Source organism: Nostoc sp. NMS9 (assembly GCF_017114995.1).
In the GTDB taxonomy this organism is placed as follows: Bacteria; Cyanobacteriota; Cyanobacteriia; order Cyanobacteriales; family Nostocaceae; genus Nostoc.
Genome location: NZ_JABXKL010000047.1, coordinates 1 through 15417, shown reverse-complemented (window position 1 = coordinate 15417; position 15417 = coordinate 1). Strand labels below are relative to the sequence as shown.

General features: G+C 43.1%; 12 protein-coding genes. 3 read left to right on the top strand and 9 right to left on the bottom strand.

What is annotated here, in order from left to right; genetic code table 11:
- The first annotated feature begins 92 nt into the window (after positions 1-92).
- Positions 93-1343, top strand: coding sequence for a competence/damage-inducible protein A (locus HWQ40_RS14820; RefSeq protein WP_292779005.1), 1251 nt, complete (start codon positions 93-95; stop codon positions 1341-1343).
- A 189-nt stretch (positions 1344-1532) separates the two neighbouring features.
- Here the strand turns inward: HWQ40_RS14820 and HWQ40_RS14815 are convergent, their stop codons facing one another.
- A complete protein-coding gene (locus tag HWQ40_RS14815; protein ID WP_292778942.1) occupies positions 1533-2999 on the bottom strand; it encodes a hypothetical protein in 1467 nt (488 codons plus the stop codon).
- Positions 3000-3201: 202 nt separating this feature from the next.
- On the opposite strand from HWQ40_RS14815, the gene HWQ40_RS14810 reads away from it, so the two are divergent.
- Positions 3202-3996, top strand: coding sequence for a DUF2993 domain-containing protein (locus tag HWQ40_RS14810; protein ID WP_292778939.1), 795 nt, complete (start codon positions 3202-3204; stop codon positions 3994-3996).
- A gap of 169 nt (positions 3997-4165) precedes the next feature.
- Here the strand turns inward: HWQ40_RS14810 and HWQ40_RS14805 are convergent, their stop codons facing one another.
- The 8 genes from HWQ40_RS14805 to HWQ40_RS14770 form a co-directional block, all read right to left on the bottom strand.
- A complete protein-coding gene (locus HWQ40_RS14805; protein ID WP_292778937.1) occupies positions 4166-5557 on the bottom strand; it encodes a UDP-glucose/GDP-mannose dehydrogenase family protein in 1392 nt (463 codons plus the stop codon).
- Between the two features lie 149 nt (positions 5558-5706).
- Positions 5707-6657, bottom strand: a complete 951-nt coding sequence (locus HWQ40_RS14800; protein WP_292778935.1) for a UDP-glucuronic acid decarboxylase family protein — start codon at positions 6655-6657, stop codon at positions 5707-5709.
- 469 nt (positions 6658-7126) lie between these two features.
- On the bottom strand, positions 7127-9265 hold the full coding sequence (locus HWQ40_RS14795; protein ID WP_292778933.1) for a cation:proton antiporter: 2139 nt from the start codon (positions 9263-9265) through the stop codon (positions 7127-7129).
- 145 nt (positions 9266-9410) lie between these two features.
- Positions 9411-10067 (bottom strand): HAS-barrel domain-containing protein, encoded by a 657-nt coding sequence (locus HWQ40_RS14790; protein WP_292778930.1) that lies wholly within the window; start codon positions 10065-10067, stop codon positions 9411-9413.
- 119 nt (positions 10068-10186) lie between these two features.
- Complete coding sequence (locus tag HWQ40_RS14785; RefSeq protein ID WP_094351697.1) at positions 10187-10384, bottom strand: NAD(P)H dehydrogenase subunit NdhS; 198 nt, start codon at positions 10382-10384, stop codon at positions 10187-10189.
- Between the two features lie 95 nt (positions 10385-10479).
- Entirely contained in the window at positions 10480-11793 is a 1314-nt protein-coding gene (rodA, locus tag HWQ40_RS14780; RefSeq protein ID WP_292778927.1) for a rod shape-determining protein RodA, read from the bottom strand.
- Positions 11794-11982: 189 nt separating this feature from the next.
- Positions 11983-13053 (bottom strand): Mrp/NBP35 family ATP-binding protein, encoded by a 1071-nt coding sequence (locus HWQ40_RS14775; protein WP_292778924.1) that lies wholly within the window; start codon positions 13051-13053, stop codon positions 11983-11985.
- A gap of 282 nt (positions 13054-13335) precedes the next feature.
- Positions 13336-13860 carry an SRPBCC family protein gene (locus tag HWQ40_RS14770; RefSeq protein WP_292778922.1) on the bottom strand — a complete coding sequence of 175 codons (525 nt, stop codon included), beginning with the start codon at positions 13858-13860 and terminating at the stop codon, positions 13336-13338.
- Between the two features lie 450 nt (positions 13861-14310).
- Here HWQ40_RS14770 and hemF point away from each other — a divergent pair, with 450 nt between their 5' ends.
- Complete coding sequence (gene hemF, locus HWQ40_RS14765; RefSeq protein ID WP_292778919.1) at positions 14311-15351, top strand: oxygen-dependent coproporphyrinogen oxidase; 1041 nt, start codon at positions 14311-14313, stop codon at positions 15349-15351.
- The last annotated feature ends 66 nt before the right edge of the window (positions 15352-15417 follow it).

Here is a 15417-nt window from a genome sequence, read left to right as displayed (position 1 = left end):
TATTGGGTATGGGGCATTGGTCAATAGTTATTCTTCCCCATTCCCCACTCCCCATTGCCCATTCCCTACTCCTATTCCCTACTCCCAATCCAATGAGTGCAGAAATTATTTGTGTTGGTACTGAACTGCTGCTAGGAGATATCCTCAACGGCAATGCTCAATTTTTGGCGCAACAATTAGCGCAACTAGGTATTCCCCATTACTATCAAACAGTGGTTGGGGATAATCCAGAACGGTTGAAGCAAGTTATAGAAATTGCTATTTCCAGAGCGCAAATTCTCATTTTCACTGGTGGACTTGGCCCTACACCAGATGATCTTACCTGCGAAACGATCGCCGATTTTTTTAAGGTCCCCTTGGTAGAACGCTCTAACATCATCGAAGACATAACCCAGAAATTCGTGCAACGTGGTCGGGTTATGTCACCAAGTAACCGCAAGCAGGCTTTGATTCCCCAAGGTGCAGAAATTTTACCCAACCCCACTGGAACAGCACCCGGTATCATTTGGCAACCTCGTCCTGAAATCACGATTTTTACCTTTCCCGGTGTTCCCAGTGAAATGCACGCGATGTGGGAAGAAACAGCTGTGCCATTTCTCAAAAGTCAAGGTTGGGGTAAAGAAATTATTTACAGCCGGAGTTTAAAGTTTTGGGGTATTGGTGAATCTGCTTTAGCGGAAAAGGTTGCTTCCTATTTAAAGTTGCCAAATCCCACAGTTGCCCCTTATGCAGGTAAGGGGGAAGTAAGATTGCGAGTTTCTGCAAAAGCAAATTCAGAAGCAGCCGCAGAAGCCCTAATTACGCCCATTGAAAAACAACTTAAAGAAATTGCCGGACTAGATTTTTATGGCGTTAATAATGATACTCTTGCTTCCGTAGTTGGTCAGTTGTTGCGGGGATCAAAAGAAACGCTTTCAGTTGCAGAATCTTGCACTGGTGGCGGTTTAGGGCAAATGTTGACCGAGATTTCTGGGAGTTCTGATTATTTTTGGGGTGGAGTAATTTCTTATGACAATTCGGTGAAGGTTAAGCTGCTGGGGGTTAACCCAGAAGATTTAGATAAATTTGGGGCGGTAAGTGCTACCGTTGCAGAGCAAATGGCTGTTGGAGTCAAAACCCGCCTTGCAACAACTTGGGGATTGAGTATTACTGGTATTGCTGGCCCAACTGGAGGGACAGATACTAAGCCGGTGGGTTTAGTTTACGTTGGTTTAGCTGGGCCAAAGGATGAAGTGGCAAGTTTTGAGTATCAGTTTGGTACAGCGCGAGGTCGAGCTTTAATTCGTCATGTCAGTGCGAATGCAGCGTTGGATAATTTGCGGCGGAAGTTGTTGATGAGGTAAGTAACTTAAGAGCGCGGTATCCGCGTTTCTATCCTCCTAAACATGACCTCATCAAATTTTGCCACAATCCTGATTCATTTACTACACCAGAAGCGTATCAAATATTTTAAAAGCGATCGCACTTGTTTAAAAGGCAAGTTAAATCAGAGCGATCGCCTTTGCTAAAAAATCTTAACACCAATATTCAGGTTATTTGATTGCAGCTAAATCACAGTTTAACTTTTTGTTAATCGTTTCTAACACTTTAGCTTCTTCTGGCGTAATGACCCCGTCTAGATGAGCAATTTTTTGGCATTGTGCTAATAAAGGTACAGCAAAGTCACTATTAATTTGTTCAAGTAAGGTTTCTAAAGATGGTGGAGATTTGATATTAGCTGCGATCGCATCGATTGACTCAGGACTAAGGTTGGCAACTTGTAATTCTGGCAAAATATCTTCCCAAGATTTATCTGGATTACCTGCTAAGACAATGTGAACCAAAATCTGATCCATAATCTTTTCTTGAGAAATAGCGGCTTCGATAAATTTTCCGCTCTCTAGTTGAGCATCGACTAATGTTGCTTCTAAAGTTAATGGATTCTGCTTTGCTTCATAAAACTGACAAGCTGCATAACCTAATGCGTAGATCATGACTGCATTTGAACTAGCACCAATGACGGCTCCCGCTACTGGTACAATTCGTAGTAAACCCAAACCTGCTTTGATTGCTGTTTTTCCACCTACCCCTAAACCAAAAATTGCTACCGCTTCTCCTCTGCGCTCAGAATCATTTAAATCCATTCCATAGGCAGCAGCAATTTGATAGACTAACTCCACCGATAATGCAGATGTAGCGGCCCAATCCACTACAAACATTGCGGCTGCTTGTCCTGGTGTAAGGCTACTAGCAAGCCCTGTTCCTCCTGCTAAAACAGCTTTTTCCAGCATAAGATGATGGGCAATTTGTGCTGGTTGTTTATTTGGGTGTTCTTGCTGTAACTTTCTGACAGCAGCCTCGGCTTTAACTAAATCAACCTGTTGAATTAAAGGATTTAACCAATCTTGATTTAGAGATTTTATTGCTACTTGCAATTGGGGATTATTACCAACAATTGCTAATGCCTGCCCTGCTATTTGTGTTGCCTGAAAAGCAGCACCTCCAATAGTCCCACTCATGCTTACAGCCGCTCCTGCAACAGCTTGCCCTGCTTGAACGGCAGCACCTCCAACGACTCCGACTGTTCCTGCTACTGTTCCAAACAATGATCCCAAAAAAGATGGTTTTTTTACAGTTAATTTATTATCTGTTTTTGTTTTAGTAATGGCAATTGAAGATTCCACTTCAATATTTGTTTGAGGCGTTAATATAGTTGAATTTACTAGTGCTTCTAACTCAATTTCTTGTTGCCAATCGGGAAAATCTTCACCTGTTACTCTACCGTATATTTTGACATTATTAAAAGATTGGATACCTAAATTAATTAATCCATCACAAATAACTGGGACTACTAACTGTTGTGCTGGAACTTCAATTGATTCCAGCATTATCTGTAGACAATTTTGTTTGAAACTAGTTTTTGACGTAATTCTAGGTGAATTTAACCACTGACTTACCAGAGTGTTAATCGCATTTGTATCACCCTGCTTGGCAAGTTCTAGAATATTTAGCTGTATCATACTTACTACTGGTGAGAGTCTTAGCAATAACTTAGTTCAATTATTCCCACTCACTAGAACAAAAGTAACATTTGACACAGTGGACTTATAACCATCAGCTATCCAACTCCTACCCATCAGCACAATTAATCACGGGATCGCTTGCTGTATTCTTCACGATTTGTTACAAAAGTACAAAGAACTTCTAGAGACCCAAAACCACATGTTCGGCGGACTTACTGGTTTACAAGATCCTAAAGGCACAGATTGGGGAGAGCGGATGCTCAACACAGTCGCCAGCCAAACGATTCGCCACCTGTTTACCCAAAGCGAGTCAGTAGAAGTCTTTGTGCGCTGCTACCCCTCCAGCAAGCTCTTGCAAGGCAGCATTGATAGCTTCAAAATGAGCGGTCGTGGCTTGGTAATTCGGAGAGATTTCGCGGTAGAGGAGATGTCGTTTGAAACCGATGCGGTTGCCATTGACTTCGGCTCGGTTTTAAGTGGCAAACTCAGCCTTAAGCAACCCACTCAAGCGATCGCTCAAGTAATTTTATCAGAAGCAGGCATAAACCAAGCCTTTAATGCGGAACTGGTGAAAAAGCGCCTGCTTAACCTCACCGTACCATCACTGACAGAATTATCTGGGGGTGAACCAGTCTCCTTTACAGATGTTCAGGTACAGCTATTGCCAGAAAATCGCTTACAGCTTGTAGCAAAAGCTGATTTAAATAATGGCGGACTCGTACCCCTAAGCATGATTTTAACTGTAGGTATTGAAAGACGGCGGCGAGTTTCTTTCAAAGATCCGAAAATTCAACTTGACCAAGTGCCAGAAGCACAACGGGAAATCTCGCAAACCTTGAGCGTAGCGCTGGTAGAAATTTTAGATAATATGGTCGATTTGGATCGTTTTGACCTCGATGGAGTGAAAATGCGGCTCAACCGATTAGAAACTGAAGGGCAAAAAATTATTTTCAGTGGATATGCTGAAATTGAACGTATTCCACATAGCGCCTGATGCAAGATTACACGCAAACAAATTCAAGTAAAATGAAGCTTTAAACAAATTAAATACCGCCTAGATGATTCTAGGCGGTAGTTTAAATCTTTAGGTTTTGAAAGGAGTTAGGAGTTGTTAATTATAGATTGTAATTAATTTTTATTTATCACTCCTAACTCCTAACTTTCTATCTTCCCACGCCTACATATTGGAATCCTGCGCGTATCATTGCTTCGGGGTCGAGGAAGTTACGACCATCGATAATAACGGGGTGGGCCATCAATTTTGCCATCTTCACATAGTCGAGAGTGCTGAACTGCTGCCATTCGGTGACGAGTACTAAAGCATCACAGCCATCAGCTAGTCTTTCGGCATCGGTTTCTACTAACACCCCAGAAAGACCATGACGCATACCTGTTTGGGAAATAATCGGGTCGTAGGCTTTGACTTTGGCTCCCAGTCGGTTTAGCTGCTCAATTAGGATGAGTGCTGGAGCGTCTCGCAAATCGTCGGTATCGGGCTTGAAGGTCAGTCCGAGTAGTCCGACTGTTTTGCCTTTGAGAATTTTTAGAACTTGTTGGAGTTTCTCTAAAGCAATCAACCGCTGACGTTCGTTGACACTGACAGCAGATTTCAGTAGCTGGGCTTCATAACCATAATCATCAGCAGTGTGAATCAGAGCGGAGACATCTTTGGGAAAACAAGAACCACCCCAACCAATACCAGCTTGTAAAAACTTGTTACCAATGCGGGAATCTAGACCGATACCTTTGGCTACTTGGGTGACATCAGCACCGACGCGATCGCAAATATTAGCAACTTCGTTAATAAAACTAATCTTAGTAGCTAAGAAGGCATTAGCGGCGTATTTAATCATCTCCGCCGAACTCAGGTCTGTTGCCAGAATTGGCACAGGGGGTAAAGATTGATCAAGAGCGTACTTGCGTTCCACAATTGGGGCATACAATTGTTGCATTAAGGCTACTGCTCTTTGACTATTGCCTCCGAGTACAATGCGATCGGGATTGAAGGTGTCGTGAACTGCCGAACCTTCACGCAAAAACTCTGGATTGCTGACTACATCAAACTCGGCTGCAAACTCAGATAATTTCTCATCACTCGGTACTCCACCTGCGGGTATCAGTGTTTTCTGCCGCTCTGCAACACCATCCAGAATAAGCATCCGCACCCAGTCACCTGAACCAATGGGTACTGTAGATTTATTCACTATGACTTTATAACCACCGTTGAGATTTTCCCCAATCCCACGGGCTACAGCTTCGACGTAACGAGTATCACTTTCACCTGTAGGTAAAGGTGGCGTTCCCACAGCAATAAACAGAATTTCCCCGTGGGAAACTCCAGCCGCAAGATCGCTAGTAAAATGAATCTTTTCTGTTTGAATGGCAGACTGCATAATTTCTGACAGTCCCGGCTCAAAAATTGGAGACTGCCCAGACTTCATTAACTTAACTTTTTCTTCGTTGTTGTCTACGCAAATTACATCATGCCCAATATGAGCCAAGCAAGCACCTGTAACTAAACCGACATAACCAGTACCAATAACGCAAACACGCATTTATTTAACTCCTCACTTATTTGGGCTTAATTTTCAAAAAGAAGTTCTCAACTTTACACTTACACACTTAAGAAAACTCAGCAACTAATATAGACTAGCTACCAATCAGGTTAGCCTGCATGAAAATCTAGAGTAACGCTAGACGCCACTCAGGTAGTTGAATTATTGACATCGCTTTGAATACGATCGCGAAAATCTTCTATTGTCAGTTTTAAACCCTCTTGCAGAGGAATGGTAGGTTCCCAATTTAACCAAGTTTTTGCCTTTGTGATATCAGGCTGGCGACGTCGGGGATCGTCCGAAGGTAGTGCCTCGAACTTAATCTGCGCGTCTGGATTGATCATATTTTGCACAGTTTGTGCCAATTGTAAAATCGTGTATTCACCAGGATTGCCCAGGTTGACTGGCCCAATGTAGTCGCTATTCATTAAGCGGATGAATCCTTCTACCAAATCAGAAACGTAGCAGAAACTACGAGTTTGTGAACCATCACCGTACACAGTTAAAGGATTACCCCGCAAGGCTTGAACTATAAAGTTGCTCACCACCCGACCATCGTTTTCTAACATTCTCGGCCCATAGGTGTTGAATATCCGAACAACTCGAATATCAACTTTATTTTGCCTGTAGTAATCAAATGCTAGAGTTTCAGCAATTCTTTTACCTTCGTCATAGCATGAACGTATCCCAATGGGATTGACGCTACCTCTATACTCTTCAGTTTGAGGATGAACTTCTGGATCTCCGTATACTTCGCTAGTGGAAGCTAAGAAAAACCTCGCTTTCACACGTTTAGCTAGCCCCAACATATTCAGTGTTCCCATCACGTTAGTTTTAACGGTTTTAACTGGGTTGTACTGGTAATGTACTGGTGAAGCAGGACAAGCTAAATGATAAATTTGATCCACTTCTAACCGAATTGGTTCGGTAATATCGTGGCGGATCAATTCAAAGTACGGATGGCCTAACCATTTCAGAATGTTCCGTTTATGACCAGTGTAAAAATTATCCAAGCATATTAATTCATGCCCAGCATTCATTAGTCGGTCGATGAGATGGGAACCAATAAACCCAGCACCGCCCGTCACCAAAATTCTCATAGTTTCCCAGTTACTTACAAATATTTTCAGTAGCTATTGCACTTACTTTTAGATTACCCACCTTGGGTACAAAAATACAAAACAAAAAAAAAGAACAAGGCTCAATCAAAAAGTGTTGTTGAACTTACCTATTTTTTCACAGTTGTAGTTTTGTTACATTTTTACCTGTTTTTGTAAGAATTTAATTAGCAAAATAACAAAAATTGTTTAAAAATTGTTTGTTGTTTAGCCGAACTTTATTAAATCTTCAAAAATATAAAGTATTTTTACGGTTATTAAGGTTTTATTAGGATACAACAAATTAGTCGAGATCAGGGTGACACTCGTGCTAGAAATACATGCCAATAATACAGATGTACATTCCTACAGCCGATTCATTTATTGCCAAGATTTTTGGAAATTTGATGCCTCCAGCGGACTACGCTAACGCAGCCCAAGTCTACTTACTTCAACTGTATTCTGCCTTACATCATACAGCAGATGTAATGCTGCTAACCGTGGTAGACATAATTAAATTTGTGGTTTGAGTGCGTTGCGGTTCTCCAAGCATGATAATTGAGCAGGTGAGTTGTCTGGCTAACTGGGTTGTGACATCGCTAATGGCTAACCCTCCAGGACTGGTACGATTACGTATAAAAGGTAAAACTACTAAATCATATAATCTTGCTGCCTGCAAAATTGCTTGGGCAACATTTTCGTGAGCGATGATTTGAATTTCTGGGGCATTGGCCAAAGCCAATTTAGATACCAATAGGGAGAGATGCGATCGCCTCCAAGCAATTTTACTAGAACTAGTGCGGCGATCGCACACATTCAACACAGTAATGTGGCTCTGATTTGCCTCTGCGAGCATCTGGGCAAATTGTACAGGTTGTAATGTCGGTGCTGTTAAATTTTCTATTGGTACTAAGATCCGCTGAATTTTTTTCGGTGATTCTACTAGACGTGTCACTGCTACTGGACAATGGGATGTCCAAAGCACACCATCAATCACATTCCCAAATAAACGCGCTCGTAACCCAGTCCGTTTACCCCAACCCATAACAATTAAATTAGCCTTTTGTTCGCGAGCCGCTCTGCTAATTCCTTGAGCAAAGGCATCATCGATTCGCAGCATTGGTTCTGCGGCTACGCCCAAGGCTCGACTTTGTGTCGTGGCTTTATTCAACAACCACTCACTCCGTTGTAAAGACGCTTCTAAGTGGGGCGCATCCATCTGAGCAGCAGCAGTAACGATCGCCAAGGGTATAATTTTGCCCTGAGACTGACGCGCTAATAACGCCGCCATTTCAATCAAATACTGCTGGGTCTGAGGATTATATATAGGCACGACTATAGTAAAAGCACTGTCTGTTTCTGATGCATTCTCCTCAGCTAGGGGTGGTGCTGGATCTTCATCTGGTGGGGAATTCAAACCAACAGCTATTCGACTGGTTATCAACGGCCCCAAGGTTGATGTGACGAGCATTAAGACAATCACACTGTGTAATACTTCTAGTGGTAGCAACCCAGACCGATATCCCACTAACGTTGCTGCTAACGTTGTACCAACTTGGGGAAGTGACAGCGACCACATCGTTAGCATTTCTTGCCATTTATAGTGGTAAACCAGTTTTGTCAACAAAGCTGCAATCAATTTACTGACAATCAAACCAACTACGATCGACAGCGTTAACTTGAGCGTGTTCAGATTGTTCACAAAGGCGGGTAAATCTATCAGTAAGCCAAGGTCTACAAAGAAAATGGGAATGAACAGCACACTGCCAATAAATACCACCTTTTCTTTGACTGGGCCTTCACCCACAGCTTCATTTACTGCCAAACCCGCTAAAAAAGCACCAACAATTTTTTCTACCCCAATCAATTGAGCGCCCATAGCTGCCAGAAACACAGAAAGCAACACAAACAAAAATTTGTTTCCTTCATCGTCTCCAGACCGCTTGAAAAATTCTTTACCTGCCCAATCAAATCCTGTAACAACAGCCACAGAGTAAATAGTTAACCAACCTGACAAGGTGAGTAGTTTCGCAAAGCTGAATGCTTCAGTATGAGAGACAGCTACACAAATGGCTAATATTAGTACTGCACCAATGTTTGTAAAAATCGTAGCTCCAATGGTGATAGTAACAGCTTCGTTGTTTATCACTCCCAAACGGCTGATTATGGGGTATGCCAAAAGGGTATAGGAAGCGAATAAAGAGCCAATTAAAATTGAAGTATTCCAGCCATAGCCTAAAATCAGCCCTACTAAGGTTCCCATGACTAGGGGTACACTGAAAGTCAAGCTAGCAAACCCAAAGGCACGACTTTTTTTCCGGCGAAACTGTTCTAGATCAATTTCTAGCCCAGCGACAAACAGTAAATAAATTAACCCAATGTTTGATAGTAGGTTAATTATCGGTGAGTCAGACTGAAAAAGATTCCAACCTGAAGGTCCAAGTACTAGCCCTGAGAAAACCAAACCCACTAATCCTGGTAATCTTAGCCGCTCAAACATGATGGGTATAACTAAGATGACCACCAGCAAAATAGCAAAGGGAACAATTGGTTCTTTGCCAAGAACTTGGGAAGTTGGTTCCAGAACAAGAACTTGTGATATTAGTTCCATATATAGGAATTGAAGGGGCTATGGTAAAACAGCGATTACCTTGGGGGCGATCGCCCGATCAATATGAATAAATAGAAAAGCCACCTGCCGAAAAATAAAAAATCTTAATTTACACTAACTAGGCAATTATTTAAGAATTAACTATCTACGGGTGGATTTGACTCAAAATGAACCGTAAGCGATCGTAGTCATCTTTAAGTAAAACACTTAAGCTACGTCCAGCTTTAATTAGCCATTCTCGGTCAGCTTTGCGTAACTGGTATACATCTCGAATCGCAGCTGCGGTTAAAGACTCTATTGGCGCACCATTTATACAAAGGAGTGTCCGTAAAAAATCTAGTTCTTCAGTAAATTTAATGATAGCTTCTGGTTCACATCGATAAACAGCTTGATGAATTTGCGGGGGACGAGGTGGAAGATACTGATATACTCTTTGGTTATAACTTTGATTTTGCGAAGATAGTTCAAATCCGACGATCGCAGCCCGGAATTCTGTACGGAGCATAGCAAATATTTGGGGTTGTTCCTCCCGTAAGTCTTGCAAGGACAACCCTAACGCTCTCGCCCTGTGTACGGAATCTATGGGCATAGTTGTGGCATAATACACTACAGCATAAATTTTATTGCCAGATTCTTCATCTACAGAACAGACCCAGCTACCAAAGGGTGGCATCGAGGGAAAGCTTAAATCTTCCGGCTCTAAACACTGAGCTAAAAATTCGGTACTGGTAGTTTCAATCACCTCCGCAATGTGGTTCGGATGGCGATCGCCAGTGGCAAACTGTGGTAGGGGGAGGCGCATGGGAGTGCTGAGTGCTAAGTGCTGAGTTAGGAGTTATGTTAGCGGTAGCGGGGCGTTTAGCCCCTGATGAGTTGAGGAATCATAACTCCTAACTCCTAACTTCTCACTCCTAACTAATCTTATTTGGCTTTTTTACGTCCGGCAGTGGTCTCGACGAGTTCCAATTCGCTTAGGCGGAAGGTAACTAATTTATCCCAGTTACCACCCTCAAATAATACAGCTACTTTGCCGTCACTCACCCGTTGCACGAGTCCTTCATAGCGATAATAGGTATCTGCGGGATTCTTGACGCGAACAGTTGCTCCAGGCAGAATCATTTTTTTAGCCTCGCTTGTTTCCTTTTAATAGCTTAATACTTGTTAATAGTCATTTGTCATTAGTAAAAGACAAAGGACAAATGACTAATGACGAATCAATAATACTTCTGTCTTTGCCGAAAATTTGCTACCGATTCTACTATTCCCAAGGAAATGAAGTTGGTCAGCATTGCAGAACGCCCATAACTCATCCAAGGTAGGGGAATTCCTGCCACAGGTGCTAAACCAACAGTCATACCAACGTTTACAATCACCTGAAATACGATCATGGACAAAACGCCAATAGCCAACAAAGAACCAAAGTTATCTTTGGCGGTTTGGGCAACATGCAGTAGACGGAAGCAAATTAGACAGAAAACAAATAGCACTAACAAACAACCAACAAAACCAAATTCTTCTCCCACTGCGGAGAAAATAAAGTCTGTATGCTGTTCCGGTACAAAATTCAGTTGCGTCATGGGCCCCTTGAACAGACCCCATCCCCAAATTTCACCAGCACCAATAGCAATACGAGATTGGATTAAGTGATATCCTGCACCGAGTGGATCGTGATCGGGATTCATGAATACAGTTAGTCGGTCTTTTTGATACTCTTTCAAAACATGGTTCCAGGCGAAGACTCCTAATTCGCCACCCAGTATATTAAGAGTCCAGGCACCGATAGCACCTAAACCAAATCGACGCCAGGGAAGAGTTTGCCAGCCCACAATAGCCATTGCAACTGACCAAATTAGTCCTAATGGACCAAAAGATAGTTCTTTGAATAAAACTATCGGCTCTGTTAAAGGCCAAGATATACTAAACAAAATGGCGGCAACCACCGGAGAAATCATCAGAATTAACCAGCCTGGGTTAGCATTTGCCCAGTAAAGCATTCCTAAGACGATCGCACCAAATACCAGTGATGTTGCTAAATCTGGCTGTAAAAATACTAATCCCCAAGGTACAGCGGTGATTGCCAAAACGCGGAAAACACCTTCGAGGCTAGAAGCAGTCCGCCTGTGTAACAAAGCTGCTAAAGTAACAATCATGCCGACTTTGGCAAATTCTGAGGGTTGCACGTTAAAGCCGGCGATACTAATCCACCGCTGCGCCCCTTTGGCACTAGTACCAGCAATCATCACGGCGATTAAGCTGAAGTTCGTTAATGAATAAGTTACCCAGTGCCACTGCATCAAAAGTTCGTAACGGGTACGAGATAAAAGCAGGGCTATAAGCACGCCGATACCCGCTACCATCCAGTGCCACCACCAGTCAGTTACTGGCTGCTTCAGTTCCGTACTAAGAATCATCAGGCCGCCAAAGATACTGACAGCAATCGGCAAACAAAAAAGTAGCCAATCTACCTGCTGCCAGGGCTTAACCCAAGACTTCCAGCGAATTTTGGGGAGCGATCGTTTTAACAACATTGTGCCAGTTTAAACTTTAGCTTTAATTGTTGAGAATTGGGCATTGGGCATTGGGCATTGGGCATTGGGCATTGGTTATTAGTTATTCTCCCTTGCTCCTCTGCTCCCCTACTTCCCCACTCCCTAATACCCAGTCCCTAGTATTCCCAAGCTATAGCCCAGGAAGTAGATAGCAATTAAAATTTATAATTATGTTAGAGCAGCAACTGATACTTTACCTGCAATGGTAAGAGCGATCGCTGTTAATGCTTTTGCTGAAGCTGAATCTGGGTCGCCAACAACTATTGGCACACCGCTGTCACCACCAACTCGTGTGGAAATCTCTAGCGGTACACACCCCAACAGTGGCACTCCCAATTCAGCAGCTGTTTTGGAGCCACCACCGGAACCAAAGATGTCATATTGCTTATCTGGTTGATCAGGGGGGATAAAATAGCTCATATTTTCCACGATTCCCAATACCGGAACATTCATCTGCTGGAACATCCGCAATCCCTTGCGAGAATCTAACAGAGCTACGTTTTGCGGCGTGGTGACAATTACTGCCCCTGCCATCGGCACTGCTTGGGTTAAAGTTAACTGAGCATCTCCCGTTCCCGGTGGCATATCTACAATCAGATAATCCAGTTCTCCCCATTCAACTTGATAGAGAAACTGGCGAATTACACCATTGAGCATAGGCCCCCGCCAAATTACTGGTTGATCTCGGTCAATCAAAAAGCCCATTGAAACTAATTTGACGCCGTGATTAAAAGCCGGTTCCAGGATGTCACCTGTTTCAGTAGAACGCACAGTAATTTGAGCATCAGACAAACCCAGCATGGTAGGGTCATTGGGGCCATAAATATCAGCATCTAGCAAGCCGACTTTCGCCCCAGTTTGGGCTAAAGCCACTGCGACATTTACCGCCACCGTACTTTTACCAACGCCACCTTTACCGCTGGAAACAGCAATGATATTTTTCACTCCAGAAATGCCAGTGCGGTCAGGTAAACTTTTTTGTTGCGGTGTTTCTGCCGTCACTTCTATGCTGACATCGGTAACGCCTGGGAGTTTTTTGACAGCTTTCTGACAGTCTTCGACAATAAATTCACGTAAAGGACAGGCAGGAGTGGTTAACACTAAAGTGAAACTAACCTTACCACCGTCAATTTTTACGTTGCGAATCATATTCAGTTCTACCAGACTTTTACGCAGTTCTGGGTCTTCCACTGGTCGCAAAACTTCTAGGACAGAGCGGGAATCGAGGACATCGTACATAAAAGTTCAAAATTCAAAATGAATAAATACACTTGTGGGGAACATCTTAGCTATTAACTGGATGCCTTCTTAAGTAAGGTCAGCTTAGTGTTATCACTGTCACTGCCGTGATAAAACTTAACAAATTGCATTATTACCTAATAGAATCTTAACTTTCTTTGAGCATTGGGCATTGGGCATTGGGCATTGGGCATTGGGCATTAGTCAAAAATTCTCCCTCATCTCCCTCATCCCCCTCATCGTCCTCATCCCCCTCATCGTCCTTATCCCCAATCCCAATACCTAAAAATCAAAACAACTGTCATTAAGAGATTTTTTCTTACCAGATACCGCTGGTAATGCTGTCTTTTCTACTGCCTCGACTAAAGATCGTGCAACGCGGTCTGCATAAGGACGGGATAAAGACCAAACCAGGGGCGATAACCAACCCCGTAGAGTTACAGAATAAGACAAACAAGTACCACAAACCGTTGACTCTACTTGGTAAGTTACCCGTTCCTCTATTCCGGGAATCGCCATCACTCGGATACTCAGCATCTCTCTGGGATTGACGCGTTCCACAAAAATTCTGATGGGTATCGGCGAAAAGCGTGTTACAGCTTGAAAAATTAATCCTGGTTTGGGTACTAATCCGTGGGGGACATTAGTACTCTTAAGTTGTGGATGCCAGGAAACATCTGTTAAGTCAACCACTTTTTGCCACAGTTCATCTACAGAAGCAGAACTAATCTCTCGATATGTCCACACCAGAGAAGCGCAAAACCGACGACGTTTACGGTGGATGAATTTGGATAACCAACCTTGCATTTTCCTAATCCTCCTCCCTAGATATTTTCTGGTAACTCTGGTATGGTGTGCAACTACAATCAACTGCTAAATTAAAACTTTCTCAAAAAGGCCCTAAACATAGCAAGCCTCGATTCGGTACAGACCCTAACAGCCGACATCAGCAATATGGCAAAAAAGTTCTGAGTAGACCAGTCAAATCCTTGATACCTCAAGCTTAAGACTAAAATTTAGTCTTTATACCAGAATATTCCAATTAAGAATTTCAAAAAAAAATAATTCAATATACAAGCCTATACGCATTTGAGGGAAAATAACTCTAGTGATGCCCATCAATCGGATAAATGCTTAACCCAGTAAGAAAAAAGCGGGTTGGGCAAATAGAGCTAGATTGTTGGTGCGTGTTTTCCCCAAATTTTAAAATGAAAAATTTGTGGCTTTCTGGAAATTGTAATTTAGGTTCGGGAATCTATGTTGACCAACTCGCAAATACCAACTGTAGAAGCAGAATCATCCAAGTCTTTGCCAGCAGCTGACGCCCAGACTAGGGTCAGTCAGTTTATGAAACAACTGCAAGACGAAATTACCGAATCATTGGCAAAACTAGATGGTGTGGCTAAGTTTCATGAAGATAGTTGGGAACGCCCAGAAGGAGGTGGAGGGCGATCGCGCGTGCTGCGAGATGGTGCAATATTTGAACAAGCAGGTGTAAACTTTTCTGAAGTTCAGGGTTCCCATTTGCCACCCTCAATTTTAACCCAACGCCCGGAAGCCGCAGGGCATGGCTTTTATGCCACAGGCACTTCAATGGTATTACATCCTCGCAATCCTTATGTGCCCACAGTTCATCTCAATTATCGCTACTTTGAAGCGGGGCCAGTGTGGTGGTTTGGTGGTGGTATTGACTTGACACCTTATTACCCCTTTGCAGAAGATGCGGCACATTTACACAAAACATTAAAACAGGCTTGTGACCAACACCACCCAGAGTATTATCCAGTGTTTAAGCAGTGGTGTGATGAATATTTCTACCTCAAGCATCGTGACGAGACACGGGGTGTAGGTGGTCTATTTTTTGATTACCAAGATGGTCAGGGTGCTTTATATCGCGGGCCAAATCCCAATGGGGAAGCGGCTATTTATAGCAACCAGGTGGGAACACCAGCAACTCGCAATTGGGAAGATTTGTTTGGCTTTGTACAAGGCTGTGGCAAAGCATTTTTACCAGCTTACGTACCGATTGTAGAACGGCGACATGGGATAGAGTATGGCGATCGCCAACGGAATTTTCAACTCTACCGCCGGGGACGGTATGTAGAATTTAACTTGGTTTATGACCGAGGCACCATTTTTGGCTTGCAAACCAACGGACGCACAGAATCAATTCTCATGTCCTTACCACCTTTAGTACGCTGGGAATACGGCTATCAACCGGAACCCAATTCCCCCGAAGCCGAGTTGTATGAAACCTTCCTTAAACCTCAAGATTGGATCAACTGGGCACCAAAATAGTGGTGAGTGCTGAGTTAGGAGTTAGGAGTTAGGAGTTAGGAGTTAGGAGTTAGGAGTTAGGAGTTA

Excerpts from the sequence above, each read along its gene's own strand:
- HWQ40_RS14820 (WP_292779005.1), top strand. The coding sequence starts at position 93 with ATGAGTGCAGAAATTATTTGTGTTGGTACTGAACTGCTGCTAGGAGAT.
- HWQ40_RS14815 (WP_292778942.1), bottom strand. The coding sequence starts at position 2,999 with ATGATACAGCTAAATATTCTAGAACTTGCCAAGCAGGGTGATACAAAT.
- HWQ40_RS14810 (WP_292778939.1), top strand. The coding sequence starts at position 3,202 with ATGTTCGGCGGACTTACTGGTTTACAAGATCCTAAAGGCACAGATTGG.
- HWQ40_RS14805 (WP_292778937.1), bottom strand. The coding sequence starts at position 5,557 with ATGCGTGTTTGCGTTATTGGTACTGGTTATGTCGGTTTAGTTACAGGT.
- HWQ40_RS14800 (WP_292778935.1), bottom strand. The coding sequence starts at position 6,657 with ATGAGAATTTTGGTGACGGGCGGTGCTGGGTTTATTGGTTCCCATCTC.
- HWQ40_RS14795 (WP_292778933.1), bottom strand. The coding sequence starts at position 9,265 with ATGGAACTAATATCACAAGTTCTTGTTCTGGAACCAACTTCCCAAGTT.
- HWQ40_RS14790 (WP_292778930.1), bottom strand. The coding sequence starts at position 10,067 with ATGCGCCTCCCCCTACCACAGTTTGCCACTGGCGATCGCCATCCGAAC.
- HWQ40_RS14785 (WP_094351697.1), bottom strand. The coding sequence starts at position 10,384 with ATGATTCTGCCTGGAGCAACTGTTCGCGTCAAGAATCCCGCAGATACC.
- rodA (WP_292778927.1), bottom strand. The coding sequence starts at position 11,793 with ATGTTGTTAAAACGATCGCTCCCCAAAATTCGCTGGAAGTCTTGGGTT.
- HWQ40_RS14775 (WP_292778924.1), bottom strand. The coding sequence starts at position 13,053 with ATGTACGATGTCCTCGATTCCCGCTCTGTCCTAGAAGTTTTGCGACCA.
- HWQ40_RS14770 (WP_292778922.1), bottom strand. The coding sequence starts at position 13,860 with ATGCAAGGTTGGTTATCCAAATTCATCCACCGTAAACGTCGTCGGTTT.
- hemF (WP_292778919.1), top strand. The coding sequence starts at position 14,311 with ATGTTGACCAACTCGCAAATACCAACTGTAGAAGCAGAATCATCCAAG.